This is a genomic window from Streptomyces murinus (assembly GCF_002154555.1).
Classification (GTDB): Bacteria; Actinomycetota; Actinomycetes; order Streptomycetales; family Streptomycetaceae; genus Streptomyces; species Streptomyces murinus.
Map to the genome: position 1 here is coordinate 40,043 of NZ_MUNF01000137.1, position 16,751 is coordinate 56,793.

At 72.2% G+C, this 16,751-nt stretch carries 17 protein-coding genes; 10 read left to right on the top strand and 7 right to left on the bottom strand.

The features are described from left to right. The 4 genes from CCN72_RS10470 (at window position 1) to CCN72_RS10485 (ending at window position 3,591) form a co-directional block, all read left to right on the top strand. Window positions 1–531, top strand: coding sequence for a hypothetical protein (locus tag CCN72_RS10470; protein WP_232986207.1), 531 nt, complete (start codon window positions 1–3; stop codon window positions 529–531). A 110-nt stretch (window positions 532–641) separates the two neighbouring features. Continuing rightward, a complete protein-coding gene (locus CCN72_RS10475) occupies window positions 642–1,649 on the top strand; it encodes an AAA family ATPase (protein WP_208637966.1) in 1,008 nt (335 codons plus the stop codon). After that, window positions 1,646–2,992: a DUF58 domain-containing protein gene (locus CCN72_RS10480; protein ID WP_086807273.1), complete on the top strand. Its 1,347-nt coding sequence runs from the start codon at window positions 1,646–1,648 to the stop codon at window positions 2,990–2,992. Before CCN72_RS10475 ends, CCN72_RS10480 begins: the two co-directional genes overlap by 4 nt. Beyond that, window positions 2,989–3,591, top strand: coding sequence for a hypothetical protein (locus tag CCN72_RS10485; protein WP_086807274.1), 603 nt, complete (start codon window positions 2,989–2,991; stop codon window positions 3,589–3,591). The genes CCN72_RS10480 and CCN72_RS10485 overlap by 4 nt, the downstream gene beginning before the upstream one ends. Window positions 3,592–3,674: 83 nt before the next feature. On the opposite strand, the gene CCN72_RS10490 is transcribed toward CCN72_RS10485, so the two are convergent. Both CCN72_RS10490 and CCN72_RS10495 read right to left on the bottom strand, forming a co-directional pair. Further along, window positions 3,675–4,496: a hypothetical protein gene (locus CCN72_RS10490; RefSeq protein ID WP_244174180.1), complete on the bottom strand. Its 822-nt coding sequence runs from the start codon at window positions 4,494–4,496 to the stop codon at window positions 3,675–3,677. A gap of 62 nt (window positions 4,497–4,558) precedes the next feature. Continuing rightward, window positions 4,559–5,554, bottom strand: coding sequence for a hypothetical protein (locus tag CCN72_RS10495; protein ID WP_232986212.1), 996 nt, complete (start codon window positions 5,552–5,554; stop codon window positions 4,559–4,561). Window positions 5,555–5,805: 251 nt separating this feature from the next. On the opposite strand from CCN72_RS10495, the gene CCN72_RS10500 reads away from it, so the two are divergent. Both CCN72_RS10500 and CCN72_RS10505 read left to right on the top strand, forming a co-directional pair. Then, the gene (locus CCN72_RS10500) at window positions 5,806–6,444 is read left to right on the top strand and encodes a papain-like cysteine protease family protein (RefSeq protein WP_086807275.1); all 639 of its coding nucleotides are present in this window, start codon (window positions 5,806–5,808) and stop codon (window positions 6,442–6,444) included. A gap of 5 nt (window positions 6,445–6,449) precedes the next feature. Beyond that, window positions 6,450–7,316 carry a hypothetical protein gene (locus CCN72_RS10505; protein WP_086807276.1) on the top strand — a complete coding sequence of 289 codons (867 nt, stop codon included), beginning with the start codon at window positions 6,450–6,452 and terminating at the stop codon, window positions 7,314–7,316. A gap of 302 nt (window positions 7,317–7,618) precedes the next feature. Here the strand turns inward: CCN72_RS10505 and CCN72_RS10510 are convergent, their stop codons facing one another. After that, window positions 7,619–8,212 carry a TetR/AcrR family transcriptional regulator gene (locus CCN72_RS10510; RefSeq protein ID WP_086807277.1) on the bottom strand — a complete coding sequence of 198 codons (594 nt, stop codon included), beginning with the start codon at window positions 8,210–8,212 and terminating at the stop codon, window positions 7,619–7,621. Window positions 8,213–8,307: 95 nt separating this feature from the next. Between CCN72_RS10510 and CCN72_RS10515 the strand changes: the two genes are divergently transcribed. Then, window positions 8,308–9,552, top strand: a complete 1,245-nt coding sequence (locus tag CCN72_RS10515) for an NADH:flavin oxidoreductase/NADH oxidase family protein (protein WP_086807278.1) — start codon at window positions 8,308–8,310, stop codon at window positions 9,550–9,552. 256 nt (window positions 9,553–9,808) lie between these two features. Here CCN72_RS10515 and CCN72_RS10520 read toward each other — a convergent pair whose 3' ends face one another. Further along, window positions 9,809–11,659, bottom strand: a complete 1,851-nt coding sequence (locus tag CCN72_RS10520; RefSeq protein WP_244174181.1) for a trypsin-like serine peptidase — start codon at window positions 11,657–11,659, stop codon at window positions 9,809–9,811. Window positions 11,660–11,954: 295 nt separating this feature from the next. Here CCN72_RS10520 and CCN72_RS10525 point away from each other — a divergent pair, with 295 nt between their 5' ends. After that, window positions 11,955–12,743 (top strand): hypothetical protein, encoded by a 789-nt coding sequence (locus CCN72_RS10525; RefSeq protein WP_086807279.1) that lies wholly within the window; start codon window positions 11,955–11,957, stop codon window positions 12,741–12,743. 699 nt (window positions 12,744–13,442) lie between these two features. Beyond that, window positions 13,443–14,399, top strand: a complete 957-nt coding sequence (locus CCN72_RS10530) for a helix-turn-helix domain-containing protein (protein ID WP_232986218.1) — start codon at window positions 13,443–13,445, stop codon at window positions 14,397–14,399. A gap of 21 nt (window positions 14,400–14,420) precedes the next feature. Here CCN72_RS10530 and CCN72_RS10535 read toward each other — a convergent pair whose 3' ends face one another. Beyond that, window positions 14,421–15,206, bottom strand: coding sequence for an SAM-dependent methyltransferase (locus CCN72_RS10535; RefSeq protein ID WP_279630227.1), 786 nt, complete (start codon window positions 15,204–15,206; stop codon window positions 14,421–14,423). A gap of 242 nt (window positions 15,207–15,448) precedes the next feature. Further along, a complete protein-coding gene (locus CCN72_RS10540) occupies window positions 15,449–15,673 on the bottom strand; it encodes a DUF397 domain-containing protein (protein WP_232986220.1) in 225 nt (74 codons plus the stop codon). A 524-nt stretch (window positions 15,674–16,197) separates the two neighbouring features. Between CCN72_RS10540 and CCN72_RS10545 the strand changes: the two genes are divergently transcribed. Continuing rightward, complete coding sequence (locus CCN72_RS10545) at window positions 16,198–16,503, top strand: helix-turn-helix domain-containing protein (protein WP_158101338.1); 306 nt, start codon at window positions 16,198–16,200, stop codon at window positions 16,501–16,503. A gap of 50 nt (window positions 16,504–16,553) precedes the next feature. Here CCN72_RS10545 and CCN72_RS39945 read toward each other — a convergent pair. After that, a partial coding sequence (locus tag CCN72_RS39945; RefSeq protein ID WP_208637967.1) for a hypothetical protein occupies window positions 16,554–16,751 on the bottom strand: 198 nt, incomplete at its 5' end.

Genomic DNA, 16,751 nt, shown 5'->3' on the forward strand with positions numbered 1-16,751 from the left:
GTGCCCGCGCGGATACAGAACTTCGTCAACTCCGTGGGAGGGACGCCCGGATCGGTACGGCACTCGCTCGTCGTCCTGGGCACCGTCGCGGTCGGGGCCGAGGTACTGCTCGCCCTGGCCGACGGTGCCGCAGCGGCCGCCACCGGCTTCGCCCTCGTCACCGCGGTCGCGCTGGTCCTGGTGCGCTATGCCGCGGGCGGCGGCGCCCAGGACAGCGACCACCGCAAGCGGGTACGTCTGCTCGGCAGCCACGCCCCGGCGCTCGGCGGATGGCGGCGCATCGTGGCCAGGACCTTCGCGGACGACAGCGAGGTGCATCTGCGAACCGTCATGAGGCCGCAGTTGCAGCGGCTGTTCGCCGCCCGGCTGGCCGAGCGGCACGGCGTGGCGATGCACCGCAGCCCGCGGCGGGCCCGGGCCCTGGTCGGTGCCGAGCTGTGGCCGTGGATCGACCCCGGGGCGTCCGCTCCGGGGCCCACTCTCCCGGAGCCCGTCCTGCGGGCCCTGCTCGACCGGCTGGAAGCCCTGTGACCGGTGGCCCCGGGGCCGACCCCGCAACCCGCGCGCCCGGCACCCGTCCCCGTCACAGCCCCGCCCCCTTCCCGTCCAAGCCCAAGCCCAAGTCCCGTGAGGATCCGACCGTGACCAGCACGCAGCCCATCCCGGAGCACGCCACCCTGACACCGCGGCAGGCGGGTGAGGCGGCCGCGGCCGTGCTCGACGAGATCGGCACCGCCGTGGTCGGCAAGCCGGAGTCCCTGGCGCTGGTGATGCTCGGTGTCCTCGCCGGCGGGCACGTCCTGATCGAGGACCTGCCCGGGCTCGGCAAGACGCTGCTGGCCCGCTCCTTCGCCACCGCTCTCGGCCTGGACTTCCGCCGGATCCAGTTCACCCCCGACCTGCTGCCCTCCGATGTCACCGGCGCTCCGTTCTACGACCAGCGAAGCGCCGACATGGTCTTCCGGCCCGGCCCGGTCTTCACGCACCTGCTGCTCGCCGACGAGATCAACCGCACCCCGCCCAAGACCCAGGCCGCGCTGCTGGAGGCGATGGCCGAGTCCCAGGTGTCCATCGACGGGAGCACCCGGCCGCTGCCGGATCCCTTCGTGGTCGTCGCCACGGCCAACCCCATCGAGTACGAGGGCACGTACACCCTGCCCGAGGCGCAGCTCGACCGGTTTCTGCTGCGGGTACGGATGGGTTATCTGACGGCGGCCCAGGAGACCGGGATGCTGCGCGCGCGGATCGACCGGGCGGCGCCCGAGGCAGTGGTGCGCCGGCTCAGCGGGCCGGGCGAGGTGCTGGCGATGCGGGCCGCCGTCGAACGCGTCGAGGTGGACGACGACCTGCTGGAGTACGTCGTCGCGCTGGTCGGCGCCACCCGGGACCACCCGCACATCCAGGTCGGTGCCTCGCCGCGCGGCGGCCTCGCCCTGGTGCAGCTGGCCCGCGCCCGTGCCGTACTGGACCTGCGGGACTACGTGACCCCGGAGGACGTCAAGTCCGTGGCGGTACCGGCCCTCGCGCACCGTGTCACCCTCAAGCCGGAGCTGTGGGTCCGGCAGATCGACGGCGACGACGTGATCCGGGAGATCGTGCAGTCCGTACCCGCCCCGGGGACCCTGCCGCGCACCCCGGCCGTGTCATGAAGGAACCGGTGCCGACCGGCGGAGCGGCCGCCGCCGTCCGGCGGGCCCTGGCCGACCGCCCGGACATGACCGCCGAGCCCCCGCCACCGCCACCGCCCGGCTGGCGTGCCGGTGAACGCGCGCTGCGGCTGGGCACGTTGGCGGTCATCGCGCTGGCCGCCGCACTGGTCACCGGGCGCCCCTGGGTACTCGCGCTCGCCGCCGCGCCCCTGGTGCTGCTCGCCCTCGCCCTGCCGAGCGGGCCGCGCCCGGAGACCGTGACGGCCGAGGCCGAGGTGGAGCCGCGGCGGTGCTTCGAGGGCGAGCGGGTGACGGTGCGGATCGCGGTGGCCTGCGACGGTGAGACCGGCCGTCTGGACCCCGGCATCACCCTCGGCCACGGGGTCCGGCTCGACCATCTTGCGGTCGGGCCGCGCCATATCGATCTCGTGCTGACCGTGCGGCGCTGGGGCCGCTGGACGCTCGGCACGGTGGACGTCGACGTCTACGACCGCGGTGGGCTGGCCCGGCGCACCGTGCGGGTCGGACTCGGTGAGGTCGCCGTCTTCCCGCTGCCCGGGCACGCCGGCCTCACGCCCATCCCGGTCCGGCTGCCGCAGCGGCTCGGCGAGCACACCGCCGCGCAGCGCGGCGAGGGCATCGAGGTCACCGGCGTGCACCCGTATGTACGTGGCGAACGGCAGCGGCGGATCCACTGGCCGGCCACCACCCGGCGCGGCGCCCTCCAGGTCCACCAGTTCGCCGCGGAGCGCACCGCCGACACCGTGGTGCTGCTGGACGTGCTCGCCGACGTGGTCGATCCGGTCACCGGCGCGTCCTCGCTCGACGAGACCTTCCGGGCCGCCGCGGGGCTGGTCCGCGCCTATCTGCGCGCCCACGACCGGGTCGGCGTCGTATCGGTCGGCGGCACGACCCGCTGGCTGCAACCGGGCGGCGGCCAGGGGTACTTCTACCGCATCGTCGAGAGTGTGCTGGACGTCCGCAAGGACGCCGCGTACCGCACGGAGGGGATCGGTCTGCTCCCGCCGCCCGCGTTGCCGCAAGGAGCGCTGGTGTACGTCATCACGCCGCTGACCGATCAGCGGATCTTCGACATCCTGCACCAGGTGCGGGGCCGGGCCAATCCGATGGTCGTGGTCGAGATCCCGACCGGCGAGCCGACCCTGGAAGCCGGCGACACCGAGGGCGAACTCGCGCTGCGGCTGTGGCGGGCCGATCGTGACGCCATGCGCTTCGCGTTGGTGGAACGCGGCATCGCGGTCGTCGCCCACCGGCCCGGTGAGAGCCTGGACCTCGCGCTCGCGCCGCTGCTGCGCACCCGCATCCACGGGGGGACCCGATGACCACCGCCGGCACCCGAGCCGCTCGGCCGGATGCGCGCCCGGCCGACAGCCGTGCCGCGCTGCTCGTCGCGCGTCTCACCTCCAGGCTCACCGATCGCCTGCTCGGTACGGCACTTGTCGTCGCGGCCTGCGATCCGCCGGCCGCCCTGCACGCGTCGTGGCTGGTCAAGGTGCTGGTCCTGGGGGCGGTGGGGGCCGCGTGGTGGGCCGCTCCGATGGTCGACGCGCGGCCGGTCCTGACCTCCATGCGCCGGCGCGCCGTCGCGGCCCGGCGCAGGACGACCGTGCTGCCGGCCTCGGCGATCGCGATCGCGGCTGCCACCGATCCCCCGCTCCGGCTGGTCGTCTGCGTCGCCGCGCTGCTGCTCGCCTATCTGCTCGTCACCGACGCGTGGACCGTCGGTGTCACCGCGCCACCCGGCCGTCCGCCGACGGCACCCGCGCTGGCCGCCGCCGCCGCGACCGCGCTGGTCCTGCTCGCCGCCCAGGCACCGGTGGCGGGCACCTCATGGGCGCGGCTGCTCGCCTCACTCGTGATCGCCGCGACCACGGTCTGCCTGGTACTGGCACTGCGCACCCGGCGCGGGCCGTCCGGCTGACCACCGCGCCGACCGGGCGCGGAGGCCGAGCGCGGAGGCCGCCGGGTGGGCGCGGCCTCGCCGACCGCGCCGGTGGCCCGCCGTCAGGCGCTCAGGTGGTCCCGGTCCCCCATCACCACGACGGGGTGGAGGCGGGGGTTGAGGGTGCTCAGCAGCGTCTTCATCCCGGACTCGGGAACGGTGACACAGGCGGACGTGCCGTCACCGTGGTCCAGGTGCAGCCATATGCCGCCGCCCTTCTCCACTCCCTCGGGGCGGTTCCAGTCGAACGGCGCGACGCCCTTGAGCCGGTTGTAGTCGATGGCGATGACGTAGTCGAAGTCGTGGACGTGCTCGTCGCCGTCCTCCGTCATGGCCGCGTAGGCATTGTCGTCGTACCAGTAGGGCAGTCGGCTGCCGGGGTCCTCCAGCGACCCTCCCGCGTCCGTCAGGGAGAACGCGCCGACGGGGCTGCGCTCGTCGTCCAGGTGATGGTCGGTCGTCCAGCCCTGCCTGCCGTTGTGCGCGGGCCAGGTACCGGTGAGTTTCCAGGCGTTGCCCTTGCGCTCGTAGAGCACGACGGTGCTCTCGTCCGAGTCCTGGTCGTCGCCGTAGACGACCACCGCCTGGCGGGTGTCAGCCGGTACGCGCTTCGACATACGGCTTCCGATGCCCGGAAGGCGGGGCACCGCGCCCGGGTTGGGAGACCCGGACGCCACCGGGATGTTGAGACCCGGTGCGCCGGCGTGGTTCCGGCGACCGCCGTCCGAGCCGCACGCCGCGGTGCCGGCCAGCAGCACACCGCAGACGAGGGCCACGGGTATGACATGACGCGCTCCACGGCGCCGCGCCGACAGTGGACTGGTCCGTACGACAGTAGATATCCGCATGATCAGGATGCTGCGGCGGTCGACCCCGGCATGCATCCGCAGACGGCATCCGGCCTAACAAGGGGGGTCCGCCTCGGGTGCCGCCTTCGGGACCGGCTCTAGTCCCACTCCCAGGTGATGCCGAGGACGCCCGGGCGGATCTGCTGTTCCACCAGGTGGACCGAGCCGTGGGCGTTGAGGGTCAGGTCGGTGACCGCCTTGCGGGGGGCGGTGGCCGAGGGGCGGGTGAAGCGACGGCAGTGGACGGGGAGGGCGGCGCGGTCGAAGCCGATCTGGAGGGCGTACTGGCCGCCGCCGTAGGTGAAGCCGCGCACGTACTCCTCGCTGGGCGCGCCGGTTCCGTCCTCGAAGCGGTACCCGAGGACGGCGGTCTCGCCGGCTCTCAGCCGTGCGTCGAAGAGGAGTTCCACGACGACGATTCCCGAGGCGCCGTCGCGCCGGGTCCGCCCGACCCGGCAGTTGCCGAGGCCGCGTACCCGGACCCGCTCGGTGTCGCAGCCCGGGTCGCCGAGGTGGATGGCGAGATAGCGGTCGACGCCGTCGCGGTGGGCGCGTACGACATGGTGCGAGTCCCGTGCGAGCAGCTCCCGGCGGGCGCCGATGTGAACGTGCTCGTAGTGGATCACGGTGTGCAGCCCGCCGTCCTCCGGCGCGGCGAGGCTCGCCAGCAGTGCTTCGAGCGCGGCGGCCGGTTCGAGGAGGGCGCGGTAGGGACGGGACGGGGGGCGGTCGCCGTTGGCGCGTGGCCCTATCAGCCGGGTGAGCGCGTGCGGGGGAAGCTCCAGGACCTCTTCGAGTACGGTGACGGCGCGCAGCGACTCGGGCCGATCGGGCCGCCGTAGCCCGCGCTGCCAGTAGCTGAGGCTGGTCACCCCGACCCGTATGCCGCGCTGGGCGAGCCGGTGCTGCACCCGGTGCAGGGCAAGGCCGCGCGCGGCGAGCGCGGCCCGGAGCGCGACATCGAACGGGCCGGTGCGCAGGGCTTCGGCGAGTTCGGCCTCGGGGGTGGTGGAAGGGCCGGGGCGGCGGGACGGGCCGAGGGCCGGATCACTGGCGCGCGGGGTGCCATGGCGATCGGTAGCACGTGCTGCCATCGGGGCTCTTCCCTCTTCCGGCCCCCATGAGCGTCTTCCAGTGAACGTTCACTTCCCGTACGGGCACGGGGTGTTGCCTACGGGCCGCCACCTGCCGGCACCGCGGGGGCGTTCACAACCGTACGCGCGAAGTTTACTTCACCACCATCCCGCGGCGGATGCCGTTGACCGGGGCCCGGCGGGTGATCAAAGCTGCTGTGGCAGCGTCCGGACGCGCACCGCCACCCCCCACCTTGACTGGGAGCACTGCCATGTCCACCTCCAACCGACGCCGTATACGGCTGGCGTCACTGGCCCTCACGGCCGTCGCCGTCCTGACGCCCGCGTTCCTCCCCGCGGCCACCGCGCACGCCGCACCCGACTCCGTGCGACAGACGGCGCCACGGGCCGCCGCACGCCCCGCGCTCGCCACCGCCAAGCGCCTGAACATCACCATGCAGGCGCAGCAGAACAGCAATTGGTGCTGGGCGGCGAGCGGCAACACCATCGCCTCGTGGTTCGGGCGCGACTACAACCAGAACCAGTTCTGCGACGCCGCGTTCGGCCGCCCCCAGGGCAGCCCCTGCGGCAACTGGCAGGCGTCGCTGGGCAATGTGCAGGACGCCCTGGACTGGATGGGCATCAACCCCGGTACGTACGTGCGGGGTTACTTGCGCTACGCCACCGTGCAGAAGGAGATCGACGCCGGCCGCCCCGTCGAGACACGCATCGAGTGGAGTTCCGGGGGCGGGCACATGCATGTGCTCTACGGCTACGACCCTGCCGCCGGCCAGGTCTACTGGGGCGATCCGTGGCCCTCCAACTCCCGCTACAACTGGGCGGATTACGACTACTACGTGGACAACAACTCGTTCACGTGGACGCACTCGCTCTACGGGATCGGAGCGTGACCCCCATGACCTCGACCCACCCGCGCACGGCCGTCGTCGCCCTGCTCGCCGCCACGGCCCTCGGCGCCCTCACCCCCGCCGCCGCGCACGCGGCCTCCGGGCCCGCCGGTTTCCCCGCGCCCTTCACCGCCTCGGCCACCGCCCAGGCGAGGGAGGCGGCGTCCAGCCCCGCCACCCTCCACACCCTGTCGCGCTTCTTCGCCCGCGCCGGCGCCCTCAAGGCGGACGCGGCCCGCCCGCATCTGGTCGGGCCCTCGGTGACCGTCTACTCCCTCGCTCCCGGGTTCGTCGCCGGGCGCCCGGGCGCTCCCGTCGCCGCGCCGCAGTTCGTCGCGAGCAAGGCGGTCTCCGCCGACGGCCAGGTCGCCTCGCTGTGGACCGTACGGACGGCGCAGGGGTGGAAGGTCGTCAACATCGCGACCGGCGGTGACGAGACCGACTACGTCGGCAAGGCGCACGGCCGCGGAACCGTCTTCCAGGAGCCGCAGATCGACGCCTGGTACGTGGTGCGCGACGGCCGTGTGCTCCCGCTCGACCCCGACGCGCGCCGCGCCGTGGGCAAGGCCGGCGTCTCCCTCGCCGACTATCAGCGCCTGGTCCACAAGAAGTACGGCGACAAGCTCCCCGGCTCCGCCTACGACCGGGCGGGCAAGGGCGGCGGTTACGACGGCGCCCCGGCGGCCCCGCCCACGTCCTCCGTCTCCGCGTCCTCCGCCGACGCGCCCTCCGCCTCCGCGGCCACCGCGACGTCCACCACATCCACCACGTCAACGGCCTTCACCGCGACCGCCATCGCCATGGCCGCCGCGGCCGTGCTCGCGGTCTGCCTCCGTCTCCGCCGCGCCCGGCGCTCGCGCCGCGTCGCGGTGTGACCGGGCGCCGAAGGCTCCGGCCGACCGAGGTCTGAGCAGGGCGGGGACCGGCGCGGTGCCGCTGCGGCGCTCCGTGTCCGGTCCCCGCCCGAGGCATGCACCACCCGCGCGACCTCCTCGGCGCACACCGTGTGCTCAGCGTGCGCTCGCCGTGCGCTCACCGACCGGACCGCCGACGCGCGCTCCCGCCTCGCCACCGCGCGCCTGTCCGAGTTCCCGCAGCGCGCCGCGAAGTCGCCCGGCAGAACGAGCAGTTGCACGGCCTCGGCCGCGCCGCTACCACGCGACCCGCCACTCCCCCTTCACTTGGCCGCCGCCCCCGCCGCCGCGGTGAACAGCGCGCGGACCGCGGCGCGTACCCGGTCGGCGACCCCCTCGGGGGTGGAGGCATCGAGCTTGCCGTCGAGGTGCAGGAACGCCAGACCGTGGACCAGGGCCCACACCGTGGTGGAGAGTACGTCCGGATCGGCGCCGGGGAAGGCGCCGCGGACGATGCCGTGGACGTATTCCGAGATGGCGGTGGTCGCGCCGACCCGTTCCTCGTTGTCGGGATCGCAGGGCTCCGCGAACATCACCCGGAACAGCGCCGGTCGGTCCAGCGCGAAGCGCACGTAGGCGACGGCGACCGCCGCCAGCTCCTCAGGGGTCGTGGGCGAGGGATGCGCCGCGGCCAGATGTCCGGCGAGTTCGCGATAGCCCTGCGCGGCGACCGCGGAGACCAGCGCGTCGCGGTCCGCGAAGTGGCGGTAGGGAGCAGCCGCCGAGACACCGGCTCGCCGCGCCACCGCCCGCAGGGAGAGCCCGGCAGCGCCGTCCTCCTCCAGCAGTTCCCGCGCGGCCCGCAGACAGGCGGCGCGCAGATCGCCGTGGTGGTACGTGCCGCTCGCTTGCGACATAGGTCACACTCCCTCATGTTTACAGCGCTTACATCGCCGACCTAATGTGAACGCTGCATACATCGTAGGCGACCGAGATCGAGAGGAGAACCCGGATGACCAGCGAGCTGTTCTCGCCCTTGTCCCTGCGCTCCGGGCACGTGCTGAACAACCGGATCGCCAAGGCGGCCATGGAGGAGAACATGGCCGGTGACGGCCAGCTCCCGGGCAAGGAGCTGTTCGGGCTCTACCGGCGCTGGGCCGCCGGCGGCGCCGGGCTGCTGATCACCGGCAACGTCATGGTCCACGCCGAGGCGCTGACCGGTCCGGCCGGAGTGGTGCTCGACGAGGCCGCGCCGCTGGAGCCGTTCGCCGAGTGGGCCGAGGCGGGCAGGTCGGGCGGTGGAGCGATCTGGATGCAGATCAACCACCCCGGCCGCCAGATCGGATCCGACATGCCCGGAGTCGTCTGGGGCCCGTCCGCGGTCGGCGTCGACCTGGGCAGGCACAGCGGCCGTTTCGGCCGCCCCGTCGCCATGACGCCCGAGCAGATCCGGGCCACCGTGAACCGGTACGCGGTCACCGCCCGGCGCGCCGAGCAGGCGGGCTTCGACGGTGTGGAGGTGCACGCCGCGCACGGCTATCTGCTGTCGCAGTTCCTGTCCCCGCTGGTCAACAGGCGCACCGACCAGTGGGGCGGCCCGCTGGAGAACCGGGCCCGGATGCTGCTGGACGTCGTGCGCGCGGTCCGCGCCGCCGTCTCCCCGTCCTTCGCGGTCGCCGTGAAGCTCAACTCCGCCGACTTCCAGCGCGGCGGGTTCGACGCCGACGACGCACGCCAGGTGATCGCGATGCTCGCACCGCTCGGCGTCGACCTGGTGGAGCTGTCCGGCGGCAGCTACGAGAGCCCGGCGATGTCGGGCCGCCCCGCGGACGCGCGCACCCAGGCCCGCGAGGCGTACTTCCTCGACCTGGCGAAGGACCTGGTCACGACCAGCCCGCTGCCGCTGATGCTCACCGGCGGCATCACCCGGCGCGACACCGCGGAGCGGGTCCTCGACAGCGGTGTGGCGCTCGTCGGGATGGGCACGGCCCTCGCCGTCACGCCGGATCTGCCCGAGCGCTGGCGCCAGGGCCGCGAGGCCGACGCACGACTGCGGCCGGTGACCTGGTCCGACAAGGCCCTCGCCTCGGCCGCGGGAATGGCACAGGTCCGCCACCAGATGCGCCGTATCGCCCGTGGCAGCCGTCCCACACCCGGCACCCATCCGGCGTTCGCCCTCGTTTCCGAGCAGCGCAGGCAGCGACGGGCGCTGCGCCGCTACCGCGCCTGGCTCTCCACGTCGCAGGGCACCGCGTAGGCGTGCCGGGGCACGGCGGGATCGTACGACGCCTCTGAGCCCGCTCCCAACACGGCGCCGGTATACGGGTGTTGCCGGTGTACGGGTGCGGGTGTTGCCGGTGTCCCGGACGGCGTCGGGCGCGACGGCGACGCACGCGGACGCCCACCCGCTGCCCACCACCCGCTGCCCTCTGCCCTCTGCCCGCCACTCGCCGCCCGACCGGGCCCGGGTGAGCGAGTCCGGCAGCCGTCGTACAGGCCGCCCTTGGGGGCCGTCAGGAAGTCGGGGCGACGAGCATGCGCTCCCCGCCCAGGCTGTTGCCCGAGGTGTCGGTGTACATGGTGGTCTCGCCGTCGGACCGCCGTACGACAAGGTCGTCGGTGCGGCCGTTCTCGGTGAAGTCGCCGGCCGTCATGGTGGCGACCTTGGCCCACCGCCCGTTGGGGTTCTGGATGCGCCGCTCGGTACCGAGGCCGGACGTGCCGGTGCCGGGGTAGTCGTCGAGTTCGCCGTCGGTCCAGCGGACCATGAGGTCCCACTGCCGGCGACCGGAGAAGTCACCACTGGTGAGCAGGGTGGCCTTCTTCCAGGTGCCGTTGGGGGCCTTGAGCCGGTGCTGCTGCCCGAAGGTGCCGGCGCCGACGTCGGTGTACAGGGTGAGCCCGCCGTCCGCCCAGCGCACGATCAGATCGGTGACGTATCGCGTGGTGCCGAAGCGGCCGGCACTGATCTGGGTGGCGTTCTTCCAGGTGGCGTTGGGTTTGATCATCCGGGTGCCGGCCCTGTTCAGCCCCTTGGAGCCGACGTCGCCGTACAGAGTGACCTCGCCGTCCGTCCAGCGCACCAGGAGGTCGAACTGATCGGACCCGGTGAAGTCGCCCGCCGTGATGGTCCTGGCGTTCTTCCAGGTGCTGTTGGGCGCCATCAGCCGTCGCTCGGTGCCGTAACCGCCGTGTCCGTTACCGGGGTACAGCGTGACCTCACCGTCGGTCCAGACCACGATCAGGTCGCTGTGACCGGTCCCCCGGAAGTCGCCCGAGGTCATCAGCGCGGCCTTCTTCCAGGTGCTCGCCGATCCGGGCAGCCAGGGGTCCGTCGTCCCCGTGTACGGGGGGTTCTTGCCCAACTGCTGGTGGGCGGCGGCGTGTTGGAAGAGGTTCTGGGCGTCCTTGCCGTAGACCGGCGCGTACGACACCCAGTCGTCGTCGGCGTCGTTGCCGCCGCCGTTGTATCCGCCGGTGTTGCCGATGACCTTGCCCTTGCCCGTGGCGCTGTCGTAGCCCTCGATCCAGGGGCCGCCGGAGACACCGCCGTAGAAGCCCTTGCAGGTCATGCGCAGTTGCCGGAACCCGGGCAGCTGGGAGGTGGTGACGGGGCAACGGACCGGCAGATGGCCGGGGTTGACGCTCCCGGAGCCGGGATAGCCGATGACGGTGACCTTGTGGCTGTAGCCGCTGGTGGGGGTGAAGGTGAGGGCGCCGGTGGCGTCCTCCACCTTGCCGCGGCTGTTGGCGTCGACCTGGGCGAAGGACAGATCGAGGTCGGAGGCCGCCGACTTGGTGTTCGCCGTGTAGCGGGGGTCCGTGTAGACCTGGAGGACCGGGAAGACGCCGAACGGCTGCTGCGCGGCGCTCTTGCCGCTGCGGTACTGCGGGACGAAGACCCGGTGCGTGGCCTTGCTCAGCCCGATGCCGCAGTGTCCGGCGGTCAGCACGATGTCCTTGGCGGCCGTGTGCACGACGCTGCCCGTGCAGTAGGTGTCGCCGCCGAGCGGTCTGCCGTCGAAGAAGAAGGTGCCGATCATCGGGTGGCCCGCGAAGTGCTGGGGTGCGGGTGTGCCGGGCGGTGGTGAGCTGTGGCCCGCGGCCCGCTGTGCGCCGAGGCCGTGCCGCGGGGAGGCGGGGGCCGTGGGCCCGTCGGCGGGTACCGCGTTCTTCATGCGGTCCGCCGTCCAGTACCTCTCCTCGCCGACGAGACCCGGCCCGTTCGGCACGTTCGGCCCCTTCGGAGCGACCGCGGGGGCCGTGGTCCCGGAGGTCTCCGTCGAGGAAGCCGGGGCGGCACCGAACATGCCCGCGCCCAGTCCGAGCGCGAGGACCGGAACCCATCTGTAGCTGGAACGCACCAGGGTGTCTTTCCGTCTTGGAGGAAGCCGAACGGTGCGCGATACCGGACCGTTGAAATCGCATATATCGCACATGCGTTCGCCGCGAAGAGGATCAGCATACCGATCGGCGACGCCGCCTGACACGGCGTCGAACGACAGACGTCGAAAGACAGACAGGGCACAGGCGATGGACAGATTCCGCAGGGCGGCTTGGGCGGCCCTCCCTCTCCTGCTGCCCTTGCTCGCGGCCGGGCCGGCGTCGGCCGCGCCGTCGACGCCGTCGCCGTCGCTCACGTACGGCGGCCTAGCGTCGGTGCGGCCCGGCGACACACTGACCATCGACGCCCGGTCCGGCGAGGCCTCCTACGGCGACACCATGCACGCCTCCGTGTTCATGGCCACGGGCAAGCTGCGCATGAGGGATCCGCTGCTGACCACCACCGTCACCATCGCCTGCGACGCCCGGCCCGGCACTCAGCCGGTCATCCGGCGCGGCGCCGGAGACGTGGGCCCGGACGAACATCCCTTCCATTGGGCGCGGGTGCGCGTCCAGCCGGTCGACGGGGACGCGCGCCGGGCCTGTCGGGAGAAGGTGAAGCGGCTGCCCGCGCCCGATCTGGAGGAGCGCTGGGCTCCGGGCGACACATGGCCCCAGTCGGAATGGGATGTGCGGACCTTCCGGGCCGGCAGCCGTGTCACCCTCACCGACAACGACGACGAAGGCGCGGACGGGTACATCAGCCTCACCTCCCGCGCGTTCGCCGACCGCCCCGTCCTGCGGGGCGCCCGCGCCGTCCTGACCGCCACCGCCACCCTCAAGTGCGGGGCCGCGCCGGGCCTTTACGTCGTCTACCGGCACGATGCCGGTCAGAGCGGTCCGGACCGGCCATGGGCGCGTCTGCGCGTGGCCCCCGCCACATCCGGAAAGTCCTGCTCCACGGACCAGGCCGCGGCCCGCTCCGCCGGGACGTCCCGGGCGCCCGTGGTGGCCTGGACCGCGGGCGGTGTCTTCCTCGCCGCCGCGGCGGGCACGCTGCTCTTCCGACGGGCCCGGAACCGCCAACTCGGGGCGGAAGGGGAGCGGGCCCGGTCCACGGTCTGACGGAAGCCGCCGCGAGGCACGCACGCGGCGCTTGTGCGGCCCTCGCCGTGGCTCGCGCTGACCCAGGAGCGGACGTCGGTGACCTCGGGGTCCTGGCGTGAGCCGTAGATGTAGACGCAGCCGATGACATCGTTCCCGGGGACCGACAGGACGGTGTAGGTGAAGCCGGAGCGGCGCTCGACGTCCTCGGCGTGCCGGCGCAGGTCTTCGAGGTCGGCCTCCAGGGACATGCCCGCCAGCGGGGGCCAGGAGCGGCCGGTGAAGTCGGGGTTGGCCCGGATGTGGGCGATGCTGGAGGTCCAGGCGGCGTGGTCGGCGGCGTTGTGCTGCGGGCCGAGGGGTTCAGCCGGAAGCGGTCGGTGGCGGGCGGCGGCGGTACGACGAAGCCGGGTGCCCACGAGGGGCTGGGCAGGTGAGGTCATCGCGGGAGGCTGTCCCCGAACCCCTGCCGATCTCTCGCGAATATCGCCGGCCTTCCTTGCCCGTGCGCCAACTCCCGCCATGGGTCGCCACGTTGACCTCCGAGGCGTCTTCGTCTTCTCCTGGTGAGGTGTCTGCGAGGGGCCGAGAGCAGGTGGACATCCGTACCGATGGGGGTTTTCCGGTGATTCGGGCTCCGTGCGGCGCGAGGCTGTGCACTATGGGGCTCCGCGGGGCGGGGGCGCGGGCAGTCCCACGGGGAGAGGCGAGGAGGGAACGTTGATCAGGCGGATAGCAGGGGTCCCGGGGCCGGTCGGAAGCGGGAGCGGCGGCGACCGGCCGGGCCGCCGGGGCACCGTGCGCTACCTCAAGGACGAGGCCGTTCCGTCCGCGCCCCGGATGCTGCTCGGGCACGCGTTACGGAGCCGGCGGCACCATCTCGGGCTGAAGCAGGAGGAGGTGGCGCGCCGAATGGGCTGCTCCTCCTCGAAGCTCAGCCGGATCGAGAGCGGCATGCACCACTTCAAGGAGAAGGACCTGCTGCGGCTCTTCGTGGTGTACGAGATCAGCGGCGAGAAGGAACAGGTCGTCCTCCTCGAACTGGCCGAGATCGCCAACCAGCCGACGTGGTGGCAGGAATGGTCGACCGTGGCGCAGCCGTACCTCCAGGCCGTGATCAGCTTCGAGGACATGGCGACGCGCATCAAGGCGTACAGCAGCGATCTGTTGCACGGCCTGGCGCAGACGCCGGCGTACGCCGAGGCCCTGATCAGACGCGGCCGTGGGGAGCGCGGCACCCATGACGCGCTGCTGGGGCTGCGCAAGGAGCGCCGGGCGAGGTTCGAGGCCGCGCCGGGCAAGAAGCTGATCATCGTGGTACACGCGGCCGCGCTGCTCAATCGGGTGGGCTCCCCGGAGATCATGGCCGACCAGATGGAGCATCTGGCCGGCCTGTCCGAGCGGCGCAACTACCAGCTGCGGCTGATCGATCCGGCGCATCACTACGATCTGCCGGTCGAGCTGGGCACCACGACGATCTTCGACTTCGAGGGCCGGGTGCCCAAGGTCGCCTACGCGGAGAACCTGGACGGCGCTCTGTTCATCCAGGACGAGGACCTGGTGGACCACCGTGAGGTCGTCTTCGACGAGCTGCGCTTCAAGGGGCTGGGGCCGGACGCGGCGCGGCGCAAGCTCAATGATCTGGCGCGCATGTACCGGAAGTTCCAGGCCCCTTGACGCGCGCTCGCGCCGCGTCGGTCACGGTTTGCGGGCGACTCCGGTGTAGAGGGACACCTGCCGCTCGCTGAGGACACCGGGTCCGCTGCCGGGCTGCGGATGCCACTGATGGGCGAGGACCACGCCCGGGTCGACCAGTTCGAGGCCGTCGAAGAAGCGCCGCACCTCCGTCCGGCCGCGCACCTGGACGGAGGTGCCGGCCTCCGCGTAGGTGTCGATGATGGCCTGCCAGGCTTCCGGGTCGAACTCCCCGGTGCAGTGGCTCAGGCTCAAGTACGAGCCCGGCGGCAGCGGTTCCAGGAGGCTCCTGACGATCTCGTACGGCTCCTGGGAGTCCGTGACGAAGTGCATCAGGGCGTGCAGGCTGAGGGCGACCGGGAGTTCGGGGTCGAGGATGTTCCGCTCCCGTACGGCGGCCCAGACCTCATCCGGCTTCGTCGCGTTGGCCTGGACGTAGGCCGTCCGCCCCTCCGGGGTGCCGTCGAGGAGTTCATCGGCGTAGACGAGGACGATCGGGTCGTTGTCGACGTACACGACCCGGCAGTCCGGCGCGACCTCCTGGGCCACGTCATGGAGGTTGGGCGAGGTCGGAATGCCGGTCCCCACGTCGATGAACTGCCGGATCCCCTGCCGCGCGAGGTAGCGGACGGCCCGGTGCATATAGGCCCGGTTGACCTTCGCGACGGTCTCGATCGCCGGGAAGACCCGGATCACCTCCTGGGCGGCCTCCCGGTCCACGACGTAATTCGTCTTTCCGCCGAGGTAGTAGTCGTACATGCGTGCACTGTGGGCCCTGTCCTGCCCCAAGTCCGTGTTCGTACCGTCCTGTCCTTGTGCAGGCACAGGCTGTTCCGCCACGGCACACCCCCAGGTATCCGCTGATCATCCGTCCCCGTCAGGAACGGAATGCACTTGCATTATCCCTATGCATACTGGTCGGTTACGGGCGATGTCCAGAGCTGCCCGATTTCTTTGACGGAGCATCAGAACTCTTTCACGGCCGGGCGCGTCGTCCGCGGCGGACGGTGCGCCCGGCGGTGGTCGTCGCCTCAGATGTCGCCGCGGCGCACGGCGGTCACGAAGGCGACCGCGGCGGCCGTGGAAACCTCCACCACACGGCCCTCGCGGACCTTCGAGTCGTCGAAGAGCACCTGGGCGCCCGACGGCTGCGCGACTTCGACGCACTCCCCTTCCGGATAACTGTACGAACTCTTGCGCCACATCACGCCGGCGTCGTCCGCGTCCTGCCGTGACACATACATCGACTTCCCCACCGAACTTCCTCCTACGGTGAACGAACTCCCCGTCGTCGAGATGCAATTGCATCTCGCCCGGCGAGGTCAGGATCGCCCCGGAGCCGGTGATGTATGCGTGCTTAAGGCAACAATGTCTCGATTCAACCGTTGCTCGCGCATGCAAGTGCAGCCGTCGGACCACCGGTTCATCGCACCGCCGGACCGCGTTCCGGTCGGGAGGGCGCGTCGGCGGCGTCAATTCGCACGCGGGCCGCGGCATGTTTGTCGTGTGGCGGCCCAAGTAAGCCTTTCAGCAGGGACAATTGACAAAGTCGTCCGCCCCGTAGACCCGCCATGTGAATCGAACGGCGCACAGGTGGTCGGGGGCAACTGAAGGCTGTTGAACAGGCGTTGGCGAGGGTCTGTGCCGACGCAGGGTTGAGAAAAGGGGAGATGCGGCGCCTTTGCGCGCCTAGCGTCATTCCCGCACCAGTCCGAACAACTCCCCTGACCGAGCTCCAGGCATGAACCAGCACGTCCCCAGAGCCCAGCGGAGCCCAGCAATGTCCGATACACGCAACCGCCCGCTGACGGGTCCCACGCACATCGGTGTCGTTCTCGAACGAGTGCGCCGGCAAGCGGGCATCCAGCACGAGATCCTGGCGCACCGGACCGGAGTCGGCGTCGACTACCTCGCCAGAGTCCTCGGCGGCGCCCATTTCCCGCCCCGCCGCTTCATCCTCCTGTACGCGCGCACCTGTGGCGCCGACCCCCAAGTCCTGCTGAGGGTCTGGGAGGACGAGCACGAACGGCTCTCCGCGGGGCCGGGGCAAGGAAGCGGGGAGCACCCGTCTGCGGGGGGCGGCTGACCGCCGTCCTCGGCCGCCGCTACGACGCGAGTCCTACGGTTCCGGCCGGGTCACGGCGGCGAGTGGCGCCGGACCCGGGCGTCCGTGGTCTGTACGGCCTCGGCGGCATCGCCCGCGAGGTCGTCCGCGACGGCTCCTCCGCCGCACCGGCTCCGCGCGTCAGTCCCTCGCGCCGTACCGCCCGTGCGGCGAGCCTCCGGTCCGGCGCGGGCTCGTCCCGGCGGGGTGGTGCCGGGACGAGCCCGCGC